This is a genomic window from Catenuloplanes indicus (assembly GCF_030813715.1).
GTDB lineage: Bacteria > Actinomycetota > Actinomycetes > Mycobacteriales > Micromonosporaceae > Catenuloplanes > Catenuloplanes indicus.
In genome coordinates this window covers 3,561,978-3,582,178 of sequence record NZ_JAUSUZ010000001.1, presented here as the reverse complement: position 1 = coordinate 3,582,178, position 20,201 = coordinate 3,561,978, and the positions used below count along the sequence as shown (strand labels likewise).

The 20,201-nt window shown below is 70.4% G+C and carries 22 protein-coding genes and 1 tRNA gene; 10 read left to right on the top strand and 13 right to left on the bottom strand.

Features of this window, described 5'->3' with window-relative positions; genetic code table 11:
• The first annotated feature begins 13 nt into the window (after nucleotides 1-13).
• Nucleotides 14-2,026 carry an SPFH domain-containing protein gene (locus J2S42_RS16080; protein ID WP_307239996.1) on the top strand — a complete coding sequence of 671 codons (2,013 nt, stop codon included), beginning with the start codon at nucleotides 14-16 and terminating at the stop codon, nucleotides 2,024-2,026.
• Nucleotides 2,023-6,891 (top strand): DNA repair ATPase, encoded by a 4,869-nt coding sequence (locus J2S42_RS16075; RefSeq protein ID WP_307239993.1) that lies wholly within the window; start codon nucleotides 2,023-2,025, stop codon nucleotides 6,889-6,891. Before J2S42_RS16080 ends, J2S42_RS16075 begins: the two co-directional genes overlap by 4 nt.
• 55 nt (nucleotides 6,892-6,946) lie before the next feature.
• On the opposite strand, the gene J2S42_RS16070 is transcribed toward J2S42_RS16075, so the two are convergent.
• Nucleotides 6,947-7,186, bottom strand: a complete 240-nt coding sequence (locus tag J2S42_RS16070; protein ID WP_085067341.1) for a hypothetical protein — start codon at nucleotides 7,184-7,186, stop codon at nucleotides 6,947-6,949.
• A gap of 204 nt (nucleotides 7,187-7,390) precedes the next feature.
• Here J2S42_RS16070 and J2S42_RS16065 point away from each other — a divergent pair, with 204 nt between their 5' ends.
• The gene (locus J2S42_RS16065) at nucleotides 7,391-8,113 is read left to right on the top strand and encodes a winged helix-turn-helix transcriptional regulator (protein ID WP_307239988.1); all 723 of its coding nucleotides are present in this window, start codon (nucleotides 7,391-7,393) and stop codon (nucleotides 8,111-8,113) included.
• Between the two features lie 133 nt (nucleotides 8,114-8,246).
• Here the strand turns inward: J2S42_RS16065 and J2S42_RS16060 are convergent, their stop codons facing one another.
• From J2S42_RS16060 to J2S42_RS16045, 4 genes are all read right to left on the bottom strand, one after another.
• Entirely contained in the window at nucleotides 8,247-8,633 is a 387-nt protein-coding gene (locus J2S42_RS16060; RefSeq protein ID WP_307239987.1) for a hypothetical protein, read from the bottom strand.
• A gap of 44 nt (nucleotides 8,634-8,677) precedes the next feature.
• Nucleotides 8,678-9,031, bottom strand: coding sequence for a hypothetical protein (locus J2S42_RS16055; RefSeq protein ID WP_307239984.1), 354 nt, complete (start codon nucleotides 9,029-9,031; stop codon nucleotides 8,678-8,680).
• Between the two features lie 23 nt (nucleotides 9,032-9,054).
• The gene (locus tag J2S42_RS16050; RefSeq protein WP_307239982.1) at nucleotides 9,055-9,744 is read right to left on the bottom strand and encodes a hypothetical protein; all 690 of its coding nucleotides are present in this window, start codon (nucleotides 9,742-9,744) and stop codon (nucleotides 9,055-9,057) included.
• A gap of 209 nt (nucleotides 9,745-9,953) precedes the next feature.
• The gene (locus J2S42_RS16045) at nucleotides 9,954-11,504 is read right to left on the bottom strand and encodes an ADP-ribosyltransferase domain-containing protein (RefSeq protein ID WP_307239980.1); all 1,551 of its coding nucleotides are present in this window, start codon (nucleotides 11,502-11,504) and stop codon (nucleotides 9,954-9,956) included.
• Nucleotides 11,505-11,564: 60 nt separating this feature from the next.
• On the opposite strand from J2S42_RS16045, the gene J2S42_RS16040 reads away from it, so the two are divergent.
• The 3 genes from J2S42_RS16040 (at nucleotide 11,565) to J2S42_RS16030 (ending at nucleotide 13,047) form a co-directional block, all read left to right on the top strand.
• Nucleotides 11,565-12,194: a macro domain-containing protein gene (locus tag J2S42_RS16040; protein WP_307239978.1), complete on the top strand. Its 630-nt coding sequence runs from the start codon at nucleotides 11,565-11,567 to the stop codon at nucleotides 12,192-12,194.
• A gap of 74 nt (nucleotides 12,195-12,268) precedes the next feature.
• Nucleotides 12,269-12,559: an EndoU domain-containing protein gene (locus J2S42_RS16035; protein ID WP_307239977.1), complete on the top strand. Its 291-nt coding sequence runs from the start codon at nucleotides 12,269-12,271 to the stop codon at nucleotides 12,557-12,559.
• Between the two features lie 80 nt (nucleotides 12,560-12,639).
• Nucleotides 12,640-13,047, top strand: a complete 408-nt coding sequence (locus J2S42_RS16030) for a hypothetical protein (protein WP_307239975.1) — start codon at nucleotides 12,640-12,642, stop codon at nucleotides 13,045-13,047.
• On the opposite strand, the gene J2S42_RS16025 is transcribed toward J2S42_RS16030, so the two are convergent.
• From J2S42_RS16025 to bcp, 5 genes are all read right to left on the bottom strand, one after another.
• Nucleotides 13,013-13,768 carry a hypothetical protein gene (locus J2S42_RS16025; RefSeq protein ID WP_307239973.1) on the bottom strand — a complete coding sequence of 252 codons (756 nt, stop codon included), beginning with the start codon at nucleotides 13,766-13,768 and terminating at the stop codon, nucleotides 13,013-13,015. The genes J2S42_RS16030 and J2S42_RS16025 overlap by 35 nt on opposite strands.
• Nucleotides 13,769-13,874: 106 nt before the next feature.
• Nucleotides 13,875-13,949, bottom strand: a tRNA-Leu gene (locus J2S42_RS16020).
• A gap of 34 nt (nucleotides 13,950-13,983) precedes the next feature.
• A complete protein-coding gene (locus tag J2S42_RS41950; RefSeq protein WP_370879193.1) occupies nucleotides 13,984-14,142 on the bottom strand; it encodes an HNH endonuclease signature motif containing protein in 159 nt (52 codons plus the stop codon).
• Entirely contained in the window at nucleotides 14,076-14,459 is a 384-nt protein-coding gene (locus tag J2S42_RS16015; protein WP_307239971.1) for a hypothetical protein, read from the bottom strand. The genes J2S42_RS41950 and J2S42_RS16015 overlap by 67 nt, the downstream gene beginning before the upstream one ends.
• 35 nt (nucleotides 14,460-14,494) lie before the next feature.
• Nucleotides 14,495-14,971 (bottom strand): thioredoxin-dependent thiol peroxidase, encoded by a 477-nt coding sequence (gene bcp, locus J2S42_RS16010; protein ID WP_307239970.1) that lies wholly within the window; start codon nucleotides 14,969-14,971, stop codon nucleotides 14,495-14,497.
• Nucleotides 14,972-15,077: 106 nt separating this feature from the next.
• On the opposite strand from bcp, the gene J2S42_RS16005 reads away from it, so the two are divergent.
• From J2S42_RS16005 to J2S42_RS15990, 4 genes are read left to right on the top strand one after another with little or no spacing between them, the layout of a single operon-like run.
• Nucleotides 15,078-15,773 (top strand): energy-coupling factor ABC transporter permease, encoded by a 696-nt coding sequence (locus tag J2S42_RS16005; protein ID WP_307239968.1) that lies wholly within the window; start codon nucleotides 15,078-15,080, stop codon nucleotides 15,771-15,773.
• A complete protein-coding gene (locus J2S42_RS16000; RefSeq protein ID WP_307239966.1) occupies nucleotides 15,770-16,096 on the top strand; it encodes a PDGLE domain-containing protein in 327 nt (108 codons plus the stop codon). Before J2S42_RS16005 ends, J2S42_RS16000 begins: the two co-directional genes overlap by 4 nt.
• Entirely contained in the window at nucleotides 16,093-16,815 is a 723-nt protein-coding gene (cbiQ, locus tag J2S42_RS15995) for a cobalt ECF transporter T component CbiQ (protein WP_307239964.1), read from the top strand. The genes J2S42_RS16000 and cbiQ overlap by 4 nt, the downstream gene beginning before the upstream one ends.
• Nucleotides 16,812-17,561 (top strand): energy-coupling factor ABC transporter ATP-binding protein, encoded by a 750-nt coding sequence (locus J2S42_RS15990; RefSeq protein WP_307239962.1) that lies wholly within the window; start codon nucleotides 16,812-16,814, stop codon nucleotides 17,559-17,561. The genes cbiQ and J2S42_RS15990 overlap by 4 nt, the downstream gene beginning before the upstream one ends.
• Nucleotides 17,562-17,709: 148 nt before the next feature.
• Here the strand turns inward: J2S42_RS15990 and J2S42_RS15985 are convergent, their stop codons facing one another.
• Genes J2S42_RS15985 through J2S42_RS15975 form a run of 3 tightly spaced genes read right to left on the bottom strand, consistent with a single transcriptional unit; the run spans nucleotide 17,710 to nucleotide 20,187 of the window.
• Nucleotides 17,710-18,969, bottom strand: a complete 1,260-nt coding sequence (locus J2S42_RS15985) for a hypothetical protein (protein WP_307239961.1) — start codon at nucleotides 18,967-18,969, stop codon at nucleotides 17,710-17,712.
• 29 nt (nucleotides 18,970-18,998) lie between these two features.
• Nucleotides 18,999-19,715 (bottom strand): DsbA family protein, encoded by a 717-nt coding sequence (locus tag J2S42_RS15980; protein ID WP_307239959.1) that lies wholly within the window; start codon nucleotides 19,713-19,715, stop codon nucleotides 18,999-19,001.
• A gap of 7 nt (nucleotides 19,716-19,722) precedes the next feature.
• A complete protein-coding gene (locus J2S42_RS15975) occupies nucleotides 19,723-20,187 on the bottom strand; it encodes a MauE/DoxX family redox-associated membrane protein (RefSeq protein ID WP_307239957.1) in 465 nt (154 codons plus the stop codon).
• Between the last annotated feature and the right edge of the window lie 14 nt (nucleotides 20,188-20,201).

Below are 20,201 nucleotides of genomic sequence, written 5' to 3'. Positions count from 1 at the left end.
AAAGGGATTCTCGATGGATGTGCTCACCACGGGTCTCGGCGTGCTGCTCGCCGTCGTCCTGCTCGTCCTGCTCGGCCTGGCGTTCCTGGTCAGCCGGCTATTCCGGAAGGTCGAGCAGGGCAAGGCGCTGATCATCTCGAAGGTCAAGAAGGTGGACGTCACGTTCACCGGTGCCGTCGTGATGCCGGTGCTGCACAAGGCCGAGGTCATGGACATCTCGGTGAAGACGATCGAGATCGAACGTACCGGCAACGAGGGTTTGATCTGCCGGGACAACATCCGCGCGGACATCCGGATCACGTTCTTCGTGCGGGTGAACAAGACCATCGAGGACGTCATCAAGGTCGCGCAGGCGATCGGCACCGCGCGCGCCAGCGACCAGGACACGCTGCAGGAGCTGTTCAACGCGAAGTTCTCCGAGGCGCTGAAGACGGTCGGTAAGCAGCTCGACTTCGTCGACCTCTACACCAAGCGCGACGAGTTCCGCGACCAGATCATCGCGGTGATCGGCACCGACCTCAACGGCTACAGCCTGGAGGACGCCGCGATCGACTTCCTGGAGCAGACGCCGATCGGCCGGCTGGACCCGAAGAACATCCTGGACGCGCAGGGCATCCGCAAGATCACCGAGCTCACCGCGGCCGAGAACGTGCGCACCAACGAGTTCCAGCGTTCCGAGGAGAAGGAGATCACCCGGCAGAACGTGGACGCCCGGGAGGCGATCCTCGAGCTGCAGCGCCGTCAGGCCGAGGCGGAGATCCGGCAGAAGCGCGAGATCGAGACCATGCGCGCCCGCGAGGAGGCGGAGACCTCCAAGGTGTACGCGGAGGAGCGCCTGCGCTCCCGCACGGCCGACCTGCGCACCGATGAGCAGCTGGGCATCCAGGCGGAGAACCAGGCCCGGGAGATCGCGGTCGCGGCGAAGAACCGCGAGCGGGTCATCGCGATCGAGACCGAACGGATCGAGAAGGACCGCATGCTGGAGGTCATCGCCCGCCAGCGGGAGACCGAACTCTCCACCATCTCCAAGGACAAGGAGGTGGAGGCCGAGAAGCGCGCCATCGCCGAGGTCGTCCGGGAGCGGATCGCGGTCGAGAAGACCGTGGCCGAGCAGGAGGAGAACATCAAGCGGCTGCGCGTGGTCGAGGAGGCCGAGCGCACCCGCCAGGCCGTGATCATCAACGCCGAGGCCGAGGCGCAGGAGACGCTGGTCAAGAACATCAAGGCCGCCGAGGCCGCGGAGCAGGCCGCCAAGTTCAAGGCCCGCGAGGAGCTGACGCTGGCCGAGGCCCGGCAGCAGGCCGCCGAGCTGGACACCCGCGCGGAGATCCGGCTGGCCGAGGCCAAGCAGGCCACCGCGGCCGCCGCGGGTCTCGCCGAGGCCCAGGTCAAGGAGCGCAGCGCGGAGGCGATCGAGAAGGTCGGCCGCGCCGAGGCGATCGTCGAGCGGGAGAAGGCCCTCGCGGGCGCGGACGCGCTGCGCGAGAAGCTGAAGGGCGAGGCCGAGGGCCTGACCGAGAAGGCGGCCGCGATGGCCGCGCTCTCCGACGCGTCCCGTGAGCACGAGGAGTACCGGCTGCGCCTGGAGGCGGAGAAGGAGATCCGGCTGGCCGGCATCGACGTGCACCGGCAGGTCGCGGAGTCGCAGGCGATGGTGGTCGCGGCCGGCCTGGAGAAGGCCAACATCGACATCGTCGGCGGGGACAGTGTCTTCTTCGACAAGCTGCTCGGCTCGATCACGCTCGGCAAGAGCGTGGACGGGTTCGTGGCGAACTCCGACGTCGCCCAGACGCTCGTCGCGCCCTATGTGAACGGCAACGGCAACCTCCCGGCGGACCTCGGCCGGCTGCTCGGCTCGATCTCCACGGCCGACGTGTCGAACCTGACGCTGTCCGCGTTCCTGATCCAGCAGATGAAGTCCGCCAGCAGCGCCGACGAGGCGAAACTGCGTGAGTTGCTGGAGAGCGCGCGCCGCCTCGGCGTGGCGGACAAGTCCGTCGCCGAGCTGACCCCGGCCGCCAAGTGACCGAAAACCTGGACGCCGGCACCTACGAGGTACTCCGCGGCCGGCTCGCCGAGCAGGCCGCGGAGCTGGCCCGCCGTGCCGAACGTCTCAACGCACAGCGCGCGGAGACGTTCGGCGGTGCCGAGCTGCGGTTGCTCGGCACCGAGCGGATCCGGACCGAGAACAACTGCGTGCCGCGGGACATCGTGTCCGTGGGCGGGCGGATGCTGTTCGGCTACAACGTCTTCATCGGGCTCAAGTCGGAGACGTCGGTCGGTGACGTGTTCGCGCTGCACGGCTTCGCCCGCACCGGCGACGCGTTCGAGTTCTCCGAGTCGGCGCCGCTGCCCGGCCTGCTCGACGACGAGCGGTTCCAGCGCGAGTTCGCGGAGCTGTACAAGTATTACCGGCAGGCACGCCTGCTGCAGCTGCGCCGGCTGGAGGGGCGGCTGCTGGCCGTCTTCCAGACCGGCGCCCGCGCCGACGACCTGCGCGTGCTGCGCTGGCAGATCGCGCCGGACGGCACGGTCTCCTACCTGGACGGCCGGGGCGACCGGGAGCACGTCTTCCCGGCCGCGCACGACTTCGAGTGGACCGAGACCACCCGCGACCAGCACGTCCTCGGACGGCACCCGCACGTCTCGATCGAGGACGAGGTCTTCGTCGAGACGGTCGGCGGCACGCTCACCATCAAGGTGGAGAACAACACCGAGGACGGCGAGGGCATCTACGGCGAGCCGGTCGACGAGCCGCTGCAGAGCCTCGCGGACGCGGAGATCTCGTACGCCCGGGTCGGCACGCTGATCCTGCTGAAGATCCTGCCGTACAAGGAGACCGCCCACCGGTACCTGGTGTTCAACACCCGGACCCGGACCGTGGTGCGGCTGGACGGCATCGGGCAGGCCTGCCAGCGGCTGCCGGAGGACCAGGGGATCATCTTCCCGGGCGGCTACTACCTGGACACCGGCGTCACCAAGACGTTCGACACGGACGCGGCGGACCTGGAGTTCGAGAAGGTCATCCGGTCACCGAACGGCGAGGACGTGCTGTACGTCTTCCACGCCCGTGCCGACGGCCGTTACCTGCTGCTGCCGTACAACCTGATCCGCAAGGAGGTGGCGAACCCGTTCACCTGCCACGGGTACTCGCTGTTCGACGACGGCACGCTGGTGGTGTTCCGGTCCGCGACGGACGAGCCGACCCGGGTGCACCCGGTGCAGGTGTGGCAGACGCCGTTCCTGTCCGACACGTACGCGGCCGCGCAGCCGGCCGGCGAGGGCACGCTCGCCCGGATCGGCAACGCGGAACTGGTCCGCGGCATCTCCGAGGCGGTCTCGGTGGCCCGGATGGTCGGCGAGATGTCCCCGTCGCAGGCCGTCTACGAGGGTCTGATCGCGGCCTGCACGCGCGCGTTCGACCACTACCACTGGCTCGGCGAGCAGGAGCTGGGCGACCTGGCCACGCCGCTGGCCGAGGTGCGCGCGACCGCGTCGCAGGTGCTGGACGAGTTCGAGAAGGTGCAGGCGCTCACCGCGCAGGCCGCGACCGCGCTCGCCACCGCGTCGTCCGAGATCACCGCCATGATCCGGCGGTCCCGGGGCGAGACCCCGACCTCGACGCCGGAGTGGATCACCCGGCTGGCCGCGCTGCGGGCCGCACAGGGCCGGCTCGTCTCGCTGCGCGAGCTGCGCTACGTGGACCTCTCCGCGCTCGATGCACTCCTCGCCGATCTGGAGGCCGAGACGTCCGCGTTCGCCCAGCGCGCGGTCACGTTCCTCAGCGACGCGGACGCGTTCGTCCCGTACCACGCGGTCGTCTCTGATCTTGAAATTGACGCCGGAAAGATCGAGACGGTGGCGTCCGCGGCCGGGGTCGTCGCCCGGCTCGACGAGCAGGCCGCCGGGCTGCAGACGGTCACCGAGGTGGTCGGCTCGCTGGACATCGCGGACGCCACGATCCGGGTCGGCATCCTGGAACGCGTCGGCGAGGTGCTCGGCGGGCTCAACCGGGCCCGCGCCGTGCTCGACGGCCGCCGCCGGCAGCTGCTCGACCGCGAGGGCCGGGCCGAGTTCGCGGCCGAGTTCGCGCTGCTCGGCCAGGCGATCACCGGCGCGCTCGCGGTCGCGGACACGCCCGCGCGCTGCGACGAGCAGCTCGGCCGGCTGATGCTGCAGCTGGAGAACCTGGAGTCCCGGTTCGCCGAGTTCGACGACTTCCTGGCGCAGCTGTCCACCAAACGCACCGACGTCTACGAGGCGTTCTCGTCGCGCAAGCAGGCGCTGCTGGACGACCGGTCCCGGCGTGCGGACCGGCTCGTCGACTCCGCCGAGCGGATCCTCGGCAGCGTCGGCCGCCGGGTCGCCACGCTCGCCACGCTGGACGACGTCAACACCTACTTCGCCACCGACCCGATGGTCGCGAAACTCCACTCCGTCGCGGACGAGCTGCGCGAACTCGGCGACAGCGTCCGCGCGGAGGAGCTGACCGGCCGGGTCAAGGCCGCACGCCAGGAGGCCGGCCGGTCCCTGCGCGACCGCCTCGACCTGTTCGCGGACGGCGGCGGCACGATCCGGCTCGGCAAGCACCGGTTCGCGGTCAACACGCAGGCCGTGGACCTGACCATGGTCCCGCACGACGGCGAGATGACGTTCGCGGTCACCGCGACCGACTTCCGCTCGCCGGTCCGCGACCCCGCGTTCGCGGCCACCAAGCCGTTCTGGGAGCAGCTGCTGGTCTCCGAGTCCCCGGAGGTCTACCGCGCGGAGCACCTCGCGGCCACGCTGCTCACCCCCGGCCTTCAGGCCGCCGACCTGCGCGACCTGACCCGCAGAGAAGCCGAGACACGGTACGACGAGGGGTACGAACGCGGCGTTCACGACGTCGACGCGGCGCTGATCCTGGACGCGCTGGTGCGCCTGCACGCCGGTGCCGGGCTGCTGCGCTACCCGGCGGCGGTGCGCGCGGCCGCGCAGCTGTTCTGGGCATACGGCGTGGCCGAGGACGACCGCGCGGTGTGGACCCGCCGGGCGTCGTCCCTGATCCGGGCGCGTGCGGTGTTCGGCACGGCCGGGCCCGCTCTGGTGGCGCTGGCGTCCGAGCTGGGTGCCGCCGCGACCGTCTTCCTCGGCGCGGCCGGGCTGCCGGTGGACGAGCCGGAGCAGCTGGGGGAGTACCTGGTCGAGGAGCTGGGCGGCGAGCCGTTCGGGTTCGTGACCAGCGCCGACGCCCGTACGCTGCTGGATCGTTTCCGCCGTGCGCTCGGCGGCGCCGCGGCGCCCTCGGGACGCGACTTCGACGAGGACCTGCGCGCCCTCGATGATCTCGCGGCCCGGCATCAGCTGGCGTCCGCGTGGCTCGGCGCGTACCTGGCCTCCTCCGGTGCTGATCTTCCGCCGGAACTCCCGGAGGCGGTCGCGCTGCTGCTGACCGCGGACCTGCCCCGGCACGACTCGTCCGCCGCGCTGTCGCTGGAGGTCACCGGCCTGCTCGGCGCGCACCCGCGGATCGCCGGCCGGTCCTTGACGGTACGGCTGGACGAGTTCCTGCCGCGCACCCGCCGGTTCCGCGAGCAGCGCATGCCCGCCTACCGCGAGTACCAGCGGCAGCGCACCGCGCTCGCCGCCGCGGAACGCGCCCGGCTGCGGCTGGACGAGTTCACGCCGCGGGTGATGAGCGCGTTCGTCCGCAACCGGCTGCTCGACGAGGTCTACCTGCCGCTGATCGGCGACAACCTGGCCCGGCAGCTCGGCGCGGCCGGTGACGCGAAACGCACCGACCAGATGGGCCTGCTGCTGCTCATCTCGCCGCCCGGCTACGGCAAGACCACGCTGATGGAGTACGTGGCCAGCCGCCTCGGCCTTGTGTTCGTCAAGGTCAACGGGCCCGCGCTCGGGCACGGCGTGACCTCGCTCGACCCGGCCGAGGCGCCGAACGCGACCGCGCGGCAGGAGGTGGAGAAGATCTCGTTCGCCCTGGAGATGGGCAACAACGTGCTGCTCTACCTGGACGACATCCAGCACACCAACCCGGAGCTGCTGCAGAAGTTCATCTCGCTCTGCGACGCGCAGCGGCGGATGGAGGGCGTCTGGGAAGGGCAGACCCGCACGTACGACCTGCGTGGCAAGCGGTTCGCGGTGTGCATGGCCGGCAACCCGTACACCGAGACCGGCCAGCGCTTCCGGATCCCGGACATGCTGGCCAACCGCGCGGACGTGTGGAACCTCGGCGACGTGCTCTCCGGGCGGGACGACCTGTTCGCGCTGTCCTACATCGAGAACGCGCTCACCTCGAACGCGGTGCTGGCGCCGCTCTCCACCCGGGAACGCGGCGACATCGAGCTGCTGGTCCGGCTGGCCCGCGGCGACGAGACCGCGCAGGCGGACAAGCTCGCCCACCCGTACTCCGCGGTCGAGCTGGAGGGCATCCTCGCGGTGCTGCGCAAGCTGCTGCGGGTGCAGGAGGTCGTGCTCACCGTCAACCGCGCCTACATCGCGTCCGCGGCGCAGGCGGAGGAGTCGCGCACCGAGCCGCCGTTCAAGCTGCAGGGCTCGTACCGGAACATGAACAAGCTCGCGGAACGCATCGTGCCGGTGATGAACGACGCGGAGCTGGAACTGGTGCTCGACGACCACTACCTCGGCGAGGCGCAGACGCTCACCGGCGGCGCGGAGGCGAACCTGCTGAAGCTGGCTCTCCTGCGTGGGCGGCTCACGCCCGCACAGGCCGCGCGCTGGGAAGAGGTCAAGGCCGCATTCCTCCGGCAGGCCGCGCTGGGCGGGGCCGGGGACGACCCGATGGGCCGCGCGGTCGGCGCGGTCGGGCTGCTCGCGGACCGGGTGTCGGAGGCCATCGACCGCGCCGCTGCGACGCGGTCGATGGCGCCCTGACTTCCTGAGGGGTTGTGTGGGATCTTCCGGGCGCCGCTGCCACGGCGCCGGTGTCTCAGCTGTGCGCGGGGGTGCGCGGCTGAGGCACCTCCAACCAGCTCGGGTTGGAGCCCCGCCAGGCGTTGGCGAGGATCACGGCCGAGGCCTGGCTGGGGCACTCCTGCACCTTGGATTTGCCGGAAGCGCCGCCGATCTGCGCCTCGACCTCCCAACGGGAACCATCCGTCCGGATGTAGACGTCGCGACGACCCTTCGGGGTGCGGTTCCCGTTCCACCAGTGGCATTCGACTCTCACTACCGGACCGTACCCCAGGTCGTGGCCATACCGAATATTTTGATCTTGATCGGTTCGGTTACGACTTAACCGCACGTCAGATGTGATCTCGGCCGGTAAACGTGGTGTTCCCCACCCGGTATCCAGCCGGAAACAAACCTGCTGGAATCTGGCCTTTCCGACCGCACACCATCGGGGGTTAGGGGCACCGTGGAGATCCTTCTGATGACCGCCATCGCCGGCGAGCGCGCCCGGCGCGTCCTCCCCGGGCTCGACCTGCTCCCGCACACGCTGCGGATCGCGCCCCGCGACGTGTCCGCGCTGATCACCGGTCCGAACCCGGACGTCGTCCTGGTCGACGGCGCACACGGCTTCGGCAGCCGCTCCGGCCTCGTCGAGGCCCGCGACACCTGCCGCCTGCTGCGCGCCACCGGCCTGTCCAGCCCGCTGGTCGCCGTCGTCGACGAGGCCGGCCTGGCCGCGGTCTCGGCCGAGTGGGCGGTCGACGACGTGGTGCTGGTCACCGCCGGCCCCGCCGAGATCGAAGCCCGCCTCCGCCTGGTCACCGCCCGCCGTACCGCACAGGCCGCCGGCACCAACGGCATGGTCACCGCCGGCGAGCTGCTCATCGACCCGGCCACCTACGCCGCCAAGCTCAAGGGCGTGCCGCTCGACCTCACCTACAAGGAGTTCGAGCTGCTCAAGTTCCTCGCCCAGCACCCCGGCCGGGTCTTCACCCGCGACCAGCTGCTCCGCGAGGTCTGGGGCTACGACTACTTCGGCGGCCACCGCACCGTCGACGTCCACGTCCGCCGCCTCCGCGCCAAGCTCGGCTCCGAATACGAGTCCATGATCGGCACCGTCCGCCAGGTCGGCTACAAGCTCGTCCTCCCGCCCCGCCCGGAGCCCCAGCTGCTGACCCCGGAGATCGAGCGCATCCTGGCCTGAAGAATTCGAGACGGCGAACCGGACGTCGCCCGCATACCCGGAACGGTGAACCGGTTCCGCTTCTGACCACCGAAAGCCGCGTAGGTCGCGCTGCCTACGCGGCTTTCCGCGTCCCGACCCCCGCCGGTTGAGGTCAGCCGCAGGCCTGCCGTTCCGCCTCGACAGCGGCGTACTCCTCGCGCAGGATTCGCAGGAGGTAGCCGAGGATCTCGATGTACTTCTCGTCGGTGCCGTAGTCGACGCCCCAGTTGCCGTAGCCCTCGACCAGCCACGCCAGCGTGCCGTCGCGGGGCGGGTCGGCCATGAACGCCTCGAAGGAGCGCAGCAGGTAGCCCATCCGCCACGGGTCGGGGCGCATCGCCCGGTGCAGCTCGGCGCGAAACTCGTCCTCGCCGCCCCAGTCGTGGACGAACTCGCCCATGAAGTCTCGGACCGCCTCCCAGTCCGGCTTCGTCATGATCTCCTCACGCCACGTCCGCAGCCGCTCCGTGAAATGAGCCCGCATTTCCTCCCGATCCACCCCCGCCACGCTAGGCACGCCCGGCAACCGGGCCGCACAGCGCTTCAGCGGCCGGGCGTCGCTTCGGTGATCACGTCGCGCAGGATGTCGGCGACCTCGCGGAGAAATCCCGCGGCGCCCGCATCCGTCTTGTCGCGAAGTGCCCGGTTCGCGTACCAACTAACCAGGTGCAGCAGCTCTCCGGCCGGCGGCGGGTCGGTGAGCACCGCCTCGATGGCGGCCAGTGCACGTTCGTGCGAGCGGGTGCTGCCGCGGGCGATCTCGGCGAGATTGTCACGAACTTCGTCGAGGCTGAAGTCGGCCACGTCGCCCATCAGGAACTCACGCAGGACCTCCATCGGAGGCATGGCGTTCTTCGCCGCGAGTCTCGCCCGCATCGGCTCGGGCAGGGCGGACATATCCATGAGTCAAACCTAGCCAATCACTTCTCGGGCGGGTTGGGAGCCGGGAACGCGGTCAGGATGTACGGAGTGGGTGGGTCGGTGCCGCGGTCCGGGAGAATCGTGATTCGCACGTGGCTGGTCGTGGAGAATCGCGACTGGTCCGGCGCGGAGCTGTACATCCCGGTGTTGAAGTAACCTTCACCCACCTTGTGGCCCGCGTTGAAGTAGGCGCTGTGCCTGTCGTCTTGCGCGAGGTCGCTGCGGATCGCGTCCCAGTTCCGGGCGACGTAATCGTTGATCGTTCGCGTCATGGTGGAGTCGTCGGTCCAGCGGTACGACCAGTTCGAGGCGTCATGCCAGCCGGTATCACCGTAGATCCGGCCCTCGATGGTCTTCGTGCCCGGGTCCCGCTCAAGCGGAATGTCGGCTCCGTGCCGGTCTCGGGTGTGTGCCCGCGGGTGAGCGCCGTCGTTCTGGTCGATGTCGAACCTCGGTGGCGTGTCGCCGTACCCGTAGTACTTCGCCATCAGCTCGTTCGTGGCCGGGTCGCTGTCGTATGCCGGCGATGACCGGCCTCCCGACACGCTCGGGTCGCTCGGGCGCCCGTCGTAGGCGAGCGCCATGGCGACGTCCTGCCCCTCGGCGACACTCGCCGACGGGTCCCCGGATCCGCGGCGTCGCGGTGACGTGCCGTCGCCGTCACCCTGCGGGCCCCTCGGTCGCGCCATCGTCCCCACTTCGATCGACGGATCGATCGATATGGTAGCTCCTCGCCATCCGTGCAGGCCGGCGACGCGGGCCGGACCCGAGCCGCGGGGTTTTCCCGGCCGCCCGCCCAACCGGCAGGGAGGCCGCCTGCGGCCGACCGGTGCCCGCGGGAGCACTCGGAACGCGACCACGCCGGAAGCGGGAATATGGAAGTGTGGAGAGGGCGCCGTCAGGCGACCATTCGCTCGCCCTCCAGCTCGGTCAGCCGGACCGTGCACAGGCCGCCGCGCTCCTGCCGGACCGCGGTCACGGTCAGTTGCGTGCCCGGGGCCAGGATGAACTCCTCCTCGCCGGTGAAGGCGGAGAAGCGGCGGATGCCGACCGCGCGCCGTGGCTGGACCTCGAACAGGGTTCGCCGGCCGCGGCCGCCCAGGAACGACCGTGCGACGCCCAGCTCGGACGTGCACGACGACACGCCCCACCACGTCACGGTGCGGCCCACCGGGTACTGCGCGCGCATGTCCAGGGCCACGCCGCGCCACAGCGGGCCGGTGCGGACCGGCAGGCGTGACATCGCGGAGAACAACAACCGCAGATAGCCGAGGTACGGCGTGATCCGCGATCGGTCCGGGTGCCGCAGCGTCGCGTTGATCTCGCGGTAGAACGCGGACTCGCACGTGTAGAGATACAGCGCGGCCACCTCGTCCGGGGACAGCCCGTGCGCGTCCGTCGTGCTCTCGCCGAACACCAGCGACCGCTTCGCCAGGCCGGACGACACCGCCGCGATCGGCGCGGTGGCGGACAGGAAGTCCATCATCGGCGTACCCGCGACCCCGGTGATCGCCGGAAGCGCCAGGCCCTCGTCCTTGACGCTCGCCAGCCGCTCCAGATAGAGCTGGTGCAGCTCCATGGTGGAGGTGATGAACGCGCCCATCCGATCCGCGTCCTGGCTGCCCAGCGACGCGTTCCAGCCGGTGCTGGGCAGCCAGTCGACCGGGTCCAGCCGCAGCGACTCCAGTGCCGCGTTGACCGCCGCGAAGTGCTCGTTGTCGCAGAAGATGTCGCCCTGCGCCGCCGGGTTCGGGTGGTCGATGTGCCGCACCTCGACGTCCGGGAAGTGCGGCTCGATGCTGCGGACGAAGGACTTCAGGGTCCTCGCGTGCGCACCCCACCAGGCGAACACCACGCCCCGGTCGGCCGGGTCCGGTGACTCCTGCTTCGCCCGCAGGATCTCCTCGATGATCTGCTCGACCACCGGGCGCCAGAAACCGGTGTGCGCGTCCGTGCTCAGCGCGCCGTCGCTGCTCGCGGTCAACGACGCGTTGAGCAGCAGCACGCCCTGGGTCAGCATCGCCTGGAACCACTCCGGCGGCTGCACCGTCCCGTGCTTCTTCAGCAGCGCCCGCACGTCCGCGATCGGGGTCTTCTTCGGAATGCCGTACTTCCACATCGCCGCGGCCTTGATGATGCAGCGGATGCTCACCACCCGGCCGAACTGACTGTCCGCCCAGTCATGGAACGTGTTGTCGAACATCGCGATGCCGGTCGCGCTCTCCGGCCGCGGATAGGGGTTCTGCCCGAAGACGACCACCTTCCACTTCGCCGGCGGATTCGGCTTCAGCGCCTGGAACGTCAGCTCCCGCACCGGCACCACGGACGGCCCGCGACCCGGCCCGATGAACGTCTCCGCACCCGGCCGCTCCAGCAGCGGACGCAGCACCGGCAGCCAGCCCTCGCCGCCACCCTCGAAGAGCGCGGCCAGATCGTTCGCGTCAGTCATGGCGGGGACCGTAGCGGCGGGGTCTGACATTTGTCGTACCCCGCCGCTACGGTCCCCGCCATGACAACCGAGCTCTCCGTGGTCCTCACCGATGTCAACGCGCGCGTCGTCGACGCCTGGCGCTCCGCGTTCGCCGAGAATCCAGAGGTCACCATCGTCCGCGGTTCGCTGCTCGACCAGCGCGTGGACGCCTGGGTCACGCCCACGAACAGCCACGGTGCGATGAACGGCGGCGTCGACGCGGTCATCAAACGCCACCTCGGGCCCGGCATCCAGATGCGCGTCCAGCGCGCCATCCGCGACGCCTTCGACGGCGCGCTGCCGATCGGCAGCGCGGTCTGCGTCCCGTCCGGCGCCGCGAACCCGGCGTACCTGATCTCCACGCCCACGATGGAGCACTCCGCGGAGAACGTGCGGGAGACGCTCAACGTCGCCTTGGCCTGCGCGGCCGCGTTCCAGGCCGTCCACATGCAGAACGCGGCACAGCGGGGGAGCGTCCGGTCGGTCGCGCTGGTGGGCATGGGCGCGGCCACCGGCAAGGTGCCGCCGCAGGTCTGCGCGAACCTGATGTGGGCGGGTTACACGCTGTTCCGCGAGGAGGCGGCCTTCACCTCGTGGGACGAACTGCGCGACACGGTCACCACACAACTGGGCGCGGCCACGTCCCGCACCCGCATCCGCCGCTCCTGACCGCCGGCGTTCCGGTGGCGGAGGCAATCCGCCACCGGCGGAGCAACGAGTCGACGAACATCACGGTACGTTGCGTGGGTGGCCACCGGGAGAGGGCAGGCGAGCGGCCGCCTGATGCGGACCGCCGTCTGATCCCGGGCGCCAGGGTCGATCGCGCGAACGGTGTCTACGAGGCCGAGCCGGAGTTCTTCGATCCGACATTGGATCCGCCCGCCGGGCGCTGGAAGCCGAAGGCCGGTAACGAGGGGGTCAGTACGTTCTTCCCGAACGACTGGACACCGGCTCAGGTGGACAACGCCATAGCCGGTGCCTTCGAGAACTCCACCCGGACCGGCAACACGTGGCGGGCTCGTACGGGGGCGTGACGATCGAACGTTTTTACGATGCTTCGGGCGGCTTCACGCACGGCTCGCCCGTGCCCGTCACCTGATCCGAGAGGCACGTCATGGCTGCTGTCACCTTCTCGATGGACCAGTACGACGCACCGGTCTACCACGCGACAGACCGGCGGTGGAGCAGCTCCGACTACGAGGTCTCGTTCAGCCCGACTGCGTTCACCGTGTCGAACAACTGGCTCCCGGGCGCGGAGGGTAGCTATCCGATTGACCTGGTGCGATCGGTGGTCGAGGACTACTGGCACTTTCTCGCGGGCCAGCCGGAACGCGAGGTGGTGCGCCAATACCGCCCCGATCTCCCGGAGTTCCCTGGGCCTGAACCCATCGCGAACAGCCGGGCAAGCCCGTCCGACAACGGCCACTCGGCGAGTTGCCCGGCGCAACCACCACATCGTGAGGTCGGGTTGACGTCCCGCGGGTCTTTCAAGCTTCTGCTTCAAGTCGGGACGCTTCGATGACCTCGCGCGAAGTAATGCTCTCCACGAACCAGTACATTTCGCCGGTCTCGTCCCGACCAGGCGCGGCCCCCATGATTCGATTGGGCGAATCGCCAGGCTTTGGGAGCGGCATCGTGAGGTCCTCCGGAGCCGGAGTAGTCATCTGTGACCGCCGGTACGACGTGGCGGTCAACCACATCCCGGCATCATTCCGCAGCGGCCCGAGCCGGGAGTTGTCTCGCGAGGTCCGGTGCTCGTCAGGCCAATAAGGCGTGCCATACGACACTATGAGGTCGAGATCTGCGGCATCGTTCAGTCCGAGTTCTCTGGAGAGTCGCGCGCCCGATCGAGAACTGGTGATGTCCGGCAAAGGGCCAGGTAGCGAGGCGGCTTGTCGGTAGCGCGGCCGTTGCAGATGCCAGGACCAGCGGATGCGCGCCACGCGAAACACTCCAGGAGCGAGCTGCTGACCAGCGAACGTGCGGCCGTTTCGCGGAAGGTTGTAAAGGACGAAGTCGCCCCTACCCCTAACTGCGGCCACGGCCTTGCGGTCTGCCTTGACGTGGAACCGATGCCCGCTGGGGTTGCTGGCGCTCGGCCCGTGAGCAGACAAGTGGAAGGCGTCCACCTCACCCAGAGGGTCAATATAGAAGTCTGTCTTTTTTGCGGTGATGCGCCAGATGTTGCCGAGAGGGGCCGAGTCTCCGAGGGTGAAGGCGACTAGTAGTTCCGAAGCGTTCACCTGAGCCAGGGCAGAAGAAGGGCCAGCTCTCGACGAGCGGTTAACGGTTGTCGAGAGATCCCTGGTGGGCCCGGGAAGTCCGCGGCCGGTAGGCGCGGCGAAGGAGTGGGGCCGGCGGGACTCGAACCCGCACTGGAACGGACCTAAACCGTTTGCCTCCTGCCAATTGGGCTACGGCCCCCACGAGCGACGATGTGACCTGCGCTGTTCCGGGATCATAGTTGACCGGTGCGTTTGCGGTTGGCGTAGGTGGCGGTCTGGCTGTGGCAGTTCGGGCAGAGGAAGCGGAGGTTCTCTGCCGTGTTGTTCAGGAAGTCGCCGTCGATGTGGTCGACGTGCAGCTTGAGCGGTCGGCCCTGCCAGCGGTCGCCCACGCCGCACGCTGCGCAGACGTGTGGGACGCCGCGCTGTTGCAGCGCGCGGCCGAGACGGCGGGGCCGGGGACGCGGCGCGCGTCGGGTGGGCGTCGCACCAGGACCTGGTCGGGGGTCAGCCGGTAGGAATCGCGTTTCCCCCGATTGTGTGCGCGACCGGTGAAATGCGACGTGTCTATCCCGAACTGTTTGAGCCGCCGGCTGATGTGCGCGTGCGAGCCGCCGCTGATCCGGATGCCGAGTTCACGCAGCACGCCGTAGACGCTCTGGGAGACTGCCGCGGCGCGGGCCAGCGCCTCCGGCGTGTATTCGACCACGCCGGAACGCTAGCCGGACCCTCCGGCAGTTCGGCTCAGTCCAGACCGAGGTCCTTGCGGAGCTTGGCGACGTGGCCGGTGGCCTTGACGTTGTAGAGGGCGCGGTCGATGGTGCCCTCCTCGTCGATGACGAAGGTGGAGCGGATGACGCCGACGACGGTCTTGCCGTAGAGCTTCTTCTCGCCGTACGCGCCGTACGCGGTCAGCACGGACTTGTCCGGGTCGGAGACCAGCGGGAAGGTGAGCGCGTCGTGTTCGCGGAACTTCGCCAGTTTGGCGGGGGTGTCCGGGGAGATGCCGACCACCTGGTAGCCGGCGGCGGTCAGTGAGGCCAGTGAGTCGCGGAAGTCGCAGGCCTGCTTGGTGCAGCCGGGGGTCATGGCGCTGGGGTAGACGTACAGGATGACCTTGCGTCCGCGCAGGTCCGCCAGGGACAGCTGGTCGCCGGTGTCGGTCGGCAGGGTGAACGTGGGGGCGGGGTCACCGGCGGTGAGGCGGATGGCTTCGGTCATGGGAGCAACCCTACCGGCGGTGCCGAAGCCAACAGTTGCAACTCCTTGGCAACTGAGCGCAGCGACGAATAGTCTGAGCGCGACCCGAGGAGGGGAGCGGCGCTCAATGGACATCGAGGCCCTGCACATATCGAACGGTGTCCTCAACGGGCCCGTCTCCGTCGCATATGCCGTGCTGGCCGCCGTCGCCATCGCGGTGTGTCTGATGAACGGCCGCCGTGATCTCGAGGACCGGCTGGTGCCGATGGCGGGGCTGGTCGCCGCGTTCATCTTCGCGGTGCAGATGCTCAACTTCCCGGTGTTGCCGGGGGTGAGCGGGCACCTGCTGGGTGGCGCGCTGGCCGCGATCCTGGTCGGGCCGTGGGTCGGCGCGCTGTGCGTGACGATCGTGATCGCGGCGCAGGCGCTGTTCTTCGCGGACGGTGGCATCACGGCGCTGGGGCCGAACATCACGAACATGGGACTGGTCTCCACCGCGGTCGCGTTCGGGGTCACGGTGCTGCTGCTGCGCATGCTCCCGCGTACCCCCACGGGGTTGTCGATCTCGGTTTTCGTCGCGTCCGTGGTGAGCGTGGTGGCGGCGTCGCAGAGTTTCGTGCTGCAGTACGCGCTGGGCGGCTCCACCGAGCTGACCGGCGTCGGGCTGACCGGCGTGGCGGCGGCGATGGCCGGCACGCACGTGCTGATCGGCGTGGGCGAAGGACTGATCAGCGCGGCCACGGTCGCGACGGTCGCCCGGGTCCGCCCCGACCTGGTCTACGCGCTGCGTTCGGTCAAGCCGAGGATCGGAGTTCCGGCATGAGGAAGTTCGTCCTGGCCGGTCTGCTGGCCGCGCTGCTGCTGGCCGGTGTGGTGAGCAGCTTCGCGTCGTCCGCGCCGGACGGTCTCGACTCCGCCTCGACGCGGGGCTGCACGACGAACGCGGACGGTGAGATCACCGGCGGCACGTGCATGGCGCAGGGCGCGAAGGAGCACGAGCTGGCGGACAGCCCGCTGGCCGACTACGGCGTCGCGGGGATCGACAACGCGTACCTGTCGACCGGCCTCTCCGGCGTCGCGGGCGTGCTGCTGGTCTTCGCCGTCACCGGTGGCGTTTTCTGGCTGCTCAGGCGTACCCGGCGATGAGCCCGATCCACCGCCTCGCACCCGAGGTGAAGATCGCCGCGACCGTCGCGATCACGGTGGCGGTGGTGGCGACGCCGCGCGAGGCGGTCTGGGCGTTCGGGGTGCACACGCTGATCGTCGTCGCGCTCGCCGCGACCGCCCGCGTCCCGGCCGGCTGGCTGGCGAAACGCAGCCTGGTGGAGACGCCGTTCGTGCTGCTGGCGCTGCTGATGCCGTTCGCGGTCGCGGGCGAGAAGGTCGACTGGCACGGCCTGCAGCTGTCCGTGGAAGGGCTGTACGGCGGCTTCAACCTGCTGGTCAAGGGCACGCTCGGGGTGCTGGTCGCGCTGATCCTGGCCGCGACCACCAGCACCCGGGACATCATCGTCGGCCTGGACCGGTTGCACTGCCCGCCGGTGCTGACCCAGATCGCCACGTTCATGCTCCGCTACCTGGACGTGCTCGCGGACGAGGCGCGGCGCATGCGTACCGCCCGGCTGGCCCGCGGCGACGACCCACGGTTCCTGTGGCAGCTGCGCGGCTTCGCGTCCGGCGTCGGCGCGCTGTTCCTGCGCGCGTTCGAGCGCGGCGAGCGCGTCTACCTGGCGATGCTGTCCCGCGGGTACACCGGCAGCCTGCCGCAGGCCGGCGGCGGGGCGAGCGCGGCGGAGTGGGCGGCGGCCGCGACCGTACCCCTGGTGACGGCCACGATCGCGGTCGGCGCGACCATCCTCATATGACCGAAGCACCGAGCCTGGACGTCCGTGACGTCACGTTCGCCTACCCCGACGGACACCGTGCGCTGGACGGCGTCACGCTGCGCGTCGCACGCGGCGAACGCGTCGCGCTGCTCGGCCCGAACGGCGCCGGGAAGACCACGCTGGTGCTGCACCTCAACGGCATCCTCGGCGGCGGCACCGGCACGGTCACGGTCGGCGGCCTGACCGTCACCCGCGACCGGGCCACGCTCACCGAGATCCGCCGCCGCGTCGGCATCGTCTTCCAGGACCCGGACGACCAGCTGTTCCTGCCGACGGTCGCGGAGGACGTCGCGTTCGGCCCGGCCAACCTCGGCCTGCGCGGCGCCGAACTCCAGGCCCGCGTCGACGAGGCACTGGACGCGGTCGGCATGCGCGAGCACCGCGACCGCATCCCCAGCCACCTCAGCTTCGGCCAGCGCCGCCGGGTCGCGGTCGCCACGGTCCTCGCCATGCGCCCGGAGATCCTGGTGCTCGACGAGCCCAGCTCCAACCTCGACCCGGCCTCCCGCCGCGAACTCGCCGACATCCTGCGCGGCCTGCCGGTCACGGTCCTGATGGTCACCCACGACCTGCCGTACGCACTCGAACTCTGCGACCGTGCCGTCATCCTCGACGCGGGCCGCATCACCGCGGACGCCCCGACCCGCACACTCCTCGCCGACACCGCGCTCCTGGCCGCCCACCGCCTCGAACTGCCCTACGGCTTCTCGGTGCCGGCAATCTAGGATCAAATGCTGATTTTCCCGCTTCCGGCGTGGTGCTGCCCGCATGCTCCCGCGGGCACCGGTCGGCCGCGGGCGGCCTCCCTTCCGGTTGGGTGGGCGGTCACCACGAACCCCACACGTCGCGACTCCCTGCCGGTGGCCGCGCTGGTCAGTCGCTGTCGGGAGGATCTTCGAGGGCCGCTTTGAGCGTGAGGGGAGCGCGGCGCGGGCGGCCGGCGCGCGGCCGGGTGCCGACGAGGGGCGGAGTGTCGCCGGCCGCCGACGAGTCCGTGGGGTCCGACGATCCGGTTGCGGCCGATGATCCGGTGGCGCCCGGTGAACCCGTGGGGTCCGGCAAGCCGGTCGAGTCCGGCGAGCCGGTGGGGTGTGACGGGTTCGGGAGGTGGAAAGACGCGGCGAGGGCGGTGGCGCGCATGCGGAGGACGGCGGCGGCGGTGAGGCCGAAGCCGGCGCCGAGCGCGATCACGTCCAGGATGCGGGCCGCGGTGGGTGGCCACGGGGCCGGGACGACGGAGTTGATCAGGGCGCCCGCGTTGGCGAGGCCGACGAAGACGCCGGTGCAGACGCCGGCCAGCGCGAGCGCGAAGTCCGCGGACGGCCGGCGGGTGGCGGCGAACGCGGCGGCGGCCAGCGCGCCGGCGCCGGTGAGCGCGGGCCACAGTTGCGTGGAGAGCAGCGCGGGCAGCGCGGTGCCGAGCGTGTCGTTGCCCGCGTCGATCTCGCGCCCGGCCGTGTAGGCGAGCGCGGACAGGCCGGCGAGCGCGGACACCGCGGCCATCGGCCAGAGCGCGAGCCGGCCGCGGAGGAACCCGAGCGCGGCGACCGCGGCCGCGACCAGGACGACCGTGGCCCACCAGCCGCCGGCGTACGGCGGCGGCACCCAGTCGAGCGTGCCGGTGGCGGTGATCGGGGTGACACCGTCGCGGAGGTCGACGGTCCAGTCCCGTACCCGATGGGGCTGGGTGGGGTCCGCGGCGACCGCGGGTGGCCGGTCCTCGCTCATCCAGTACGTGCGGTGGTCGTGCCAGCGGACGGACGGCCGGTCGGCGATCCGCCGCCACACCGGCGGCACGGTGGGCCCGGTGCCGGCCGGCACGGTCGTCGACGTGGAGATGCCGGCGTTGAGGTAGGTGGCCGCGGAGTTCACGTTCTCGAAGACGCCGTCCGGCCCGATCCGCAGGTACGGCTCGCGCTCGTAGCCGAGCACCTCGATCTCCCGGCTGCCGGTGTTGGTCAGCTCGAGCCGGGCGCCGGCCTCGATGACACGCAGCCGGAGGCCGGGCACGGCGGAGGAGACGCCGGTGAGCCGGGCGCGGTAGTTGGTGCCGGCCGGTGCGTCCGCCCCGTGCGCGAGCGCGGGTCCGGCCGGGACCGGCGCGACCAGCGCGCCGGCCACGACCGCGGCCACCAGGCGGCCTGCCGCGGCCGCCAGCCGGCCTACTTGACGGCGGCCTCGACCGCGCTGGTCAGGCCGGCCGCGGAACGGTCCTTGAGCACGGTTCCGGCGACGTAGACGGTCGGCGTGCCGGTGACCCCGCGTTCGCTCGCCCGGTCCGTGATCTGTGCGCTCCACGTCTTGTATTTTCCGTCCTCGACGCACTGCGTGAAGTCATCCCCCAGACCCAGCGTGGTGCCGAGCGAGATGAGCTTGGCGTCGTCGAGGCCGTTCGTGCCCTCTTCGGGCCGGTTGTCGAAGAGCGCCTTGTGGTATTCGGTGAACTTCCCGCCGTCGGCGGCGCAGGCGGAGGCGCTGGACGCGCGGGTGGAGTAGTTCGTGCCGTTGGAGTAACGGTCCAGGATCGAGATCGGGTGGTAGACCACCGTGACCTTGCCCTCGCTGACCAGCTGGTCGATGGTCGACGCGGCCGCGCTCTCGAACTGGCCGCAGGCCGGGCACATGAAGTCCTCGTAGACGTCGATGGTGACGGACCCGGTGCCGACCGCGAAGCCGGTGCCGTCCGCGGTCGCGGCGGCCGGTGTGATCACCTCCCCGGAGCGCTGGGCGGCGAAGAAGCCGTACCCGGCAACGGCGGCGACGAGCAGCACCGCGGCGGCGGCCACCGAGGTCCACAGCGTGGTCCTGCGGCGCCGCTCCTTGGCGAGCTGCTCGCGTACCATGCGATTGGCCTGTTTTTGATCTTTGCGTGAGCTCATGGGTGCATTACCTCGTCAGGTAGCGGTCGACGGAGAATCTGGAGTCGGGACGGACGATCAGGTAGCCGGCCAGGAGCAGGAACCCGACGTCCCGTGCGATCTCCCAGCCGTAGGTGGGGCTCTCCCCGGCGGCGAGCTGCCCGCCGCTGCCGAAGCAACCGCAATCGATCTGCAGGCCACGGGCCCATGCGCTGGCGATGCCGGCGATGAAGACCATCAGCAGCAGCGCGGAGAACCCGGCCGAGACCCGGGTGGCGAGCCCGGCCAGCAGCAGCAACCCGACCGCTACCTCGACGAACGGCAGCATCGCGCCGATCACCTGGGCGACGTCGAAGGGCAGCAGCTGGTACGCGTTGACGGCGCGCGCCGACCCGGCGAGATCGCCGACCTTGGCGCCGCCGGCGTAGAGCCAGACGGCCGCGAGCCCGAGCCGGGCGGCGAGTCCGGCCCACGGTCCGGCTCGATCCTGCACAGAGAAGTCCACCT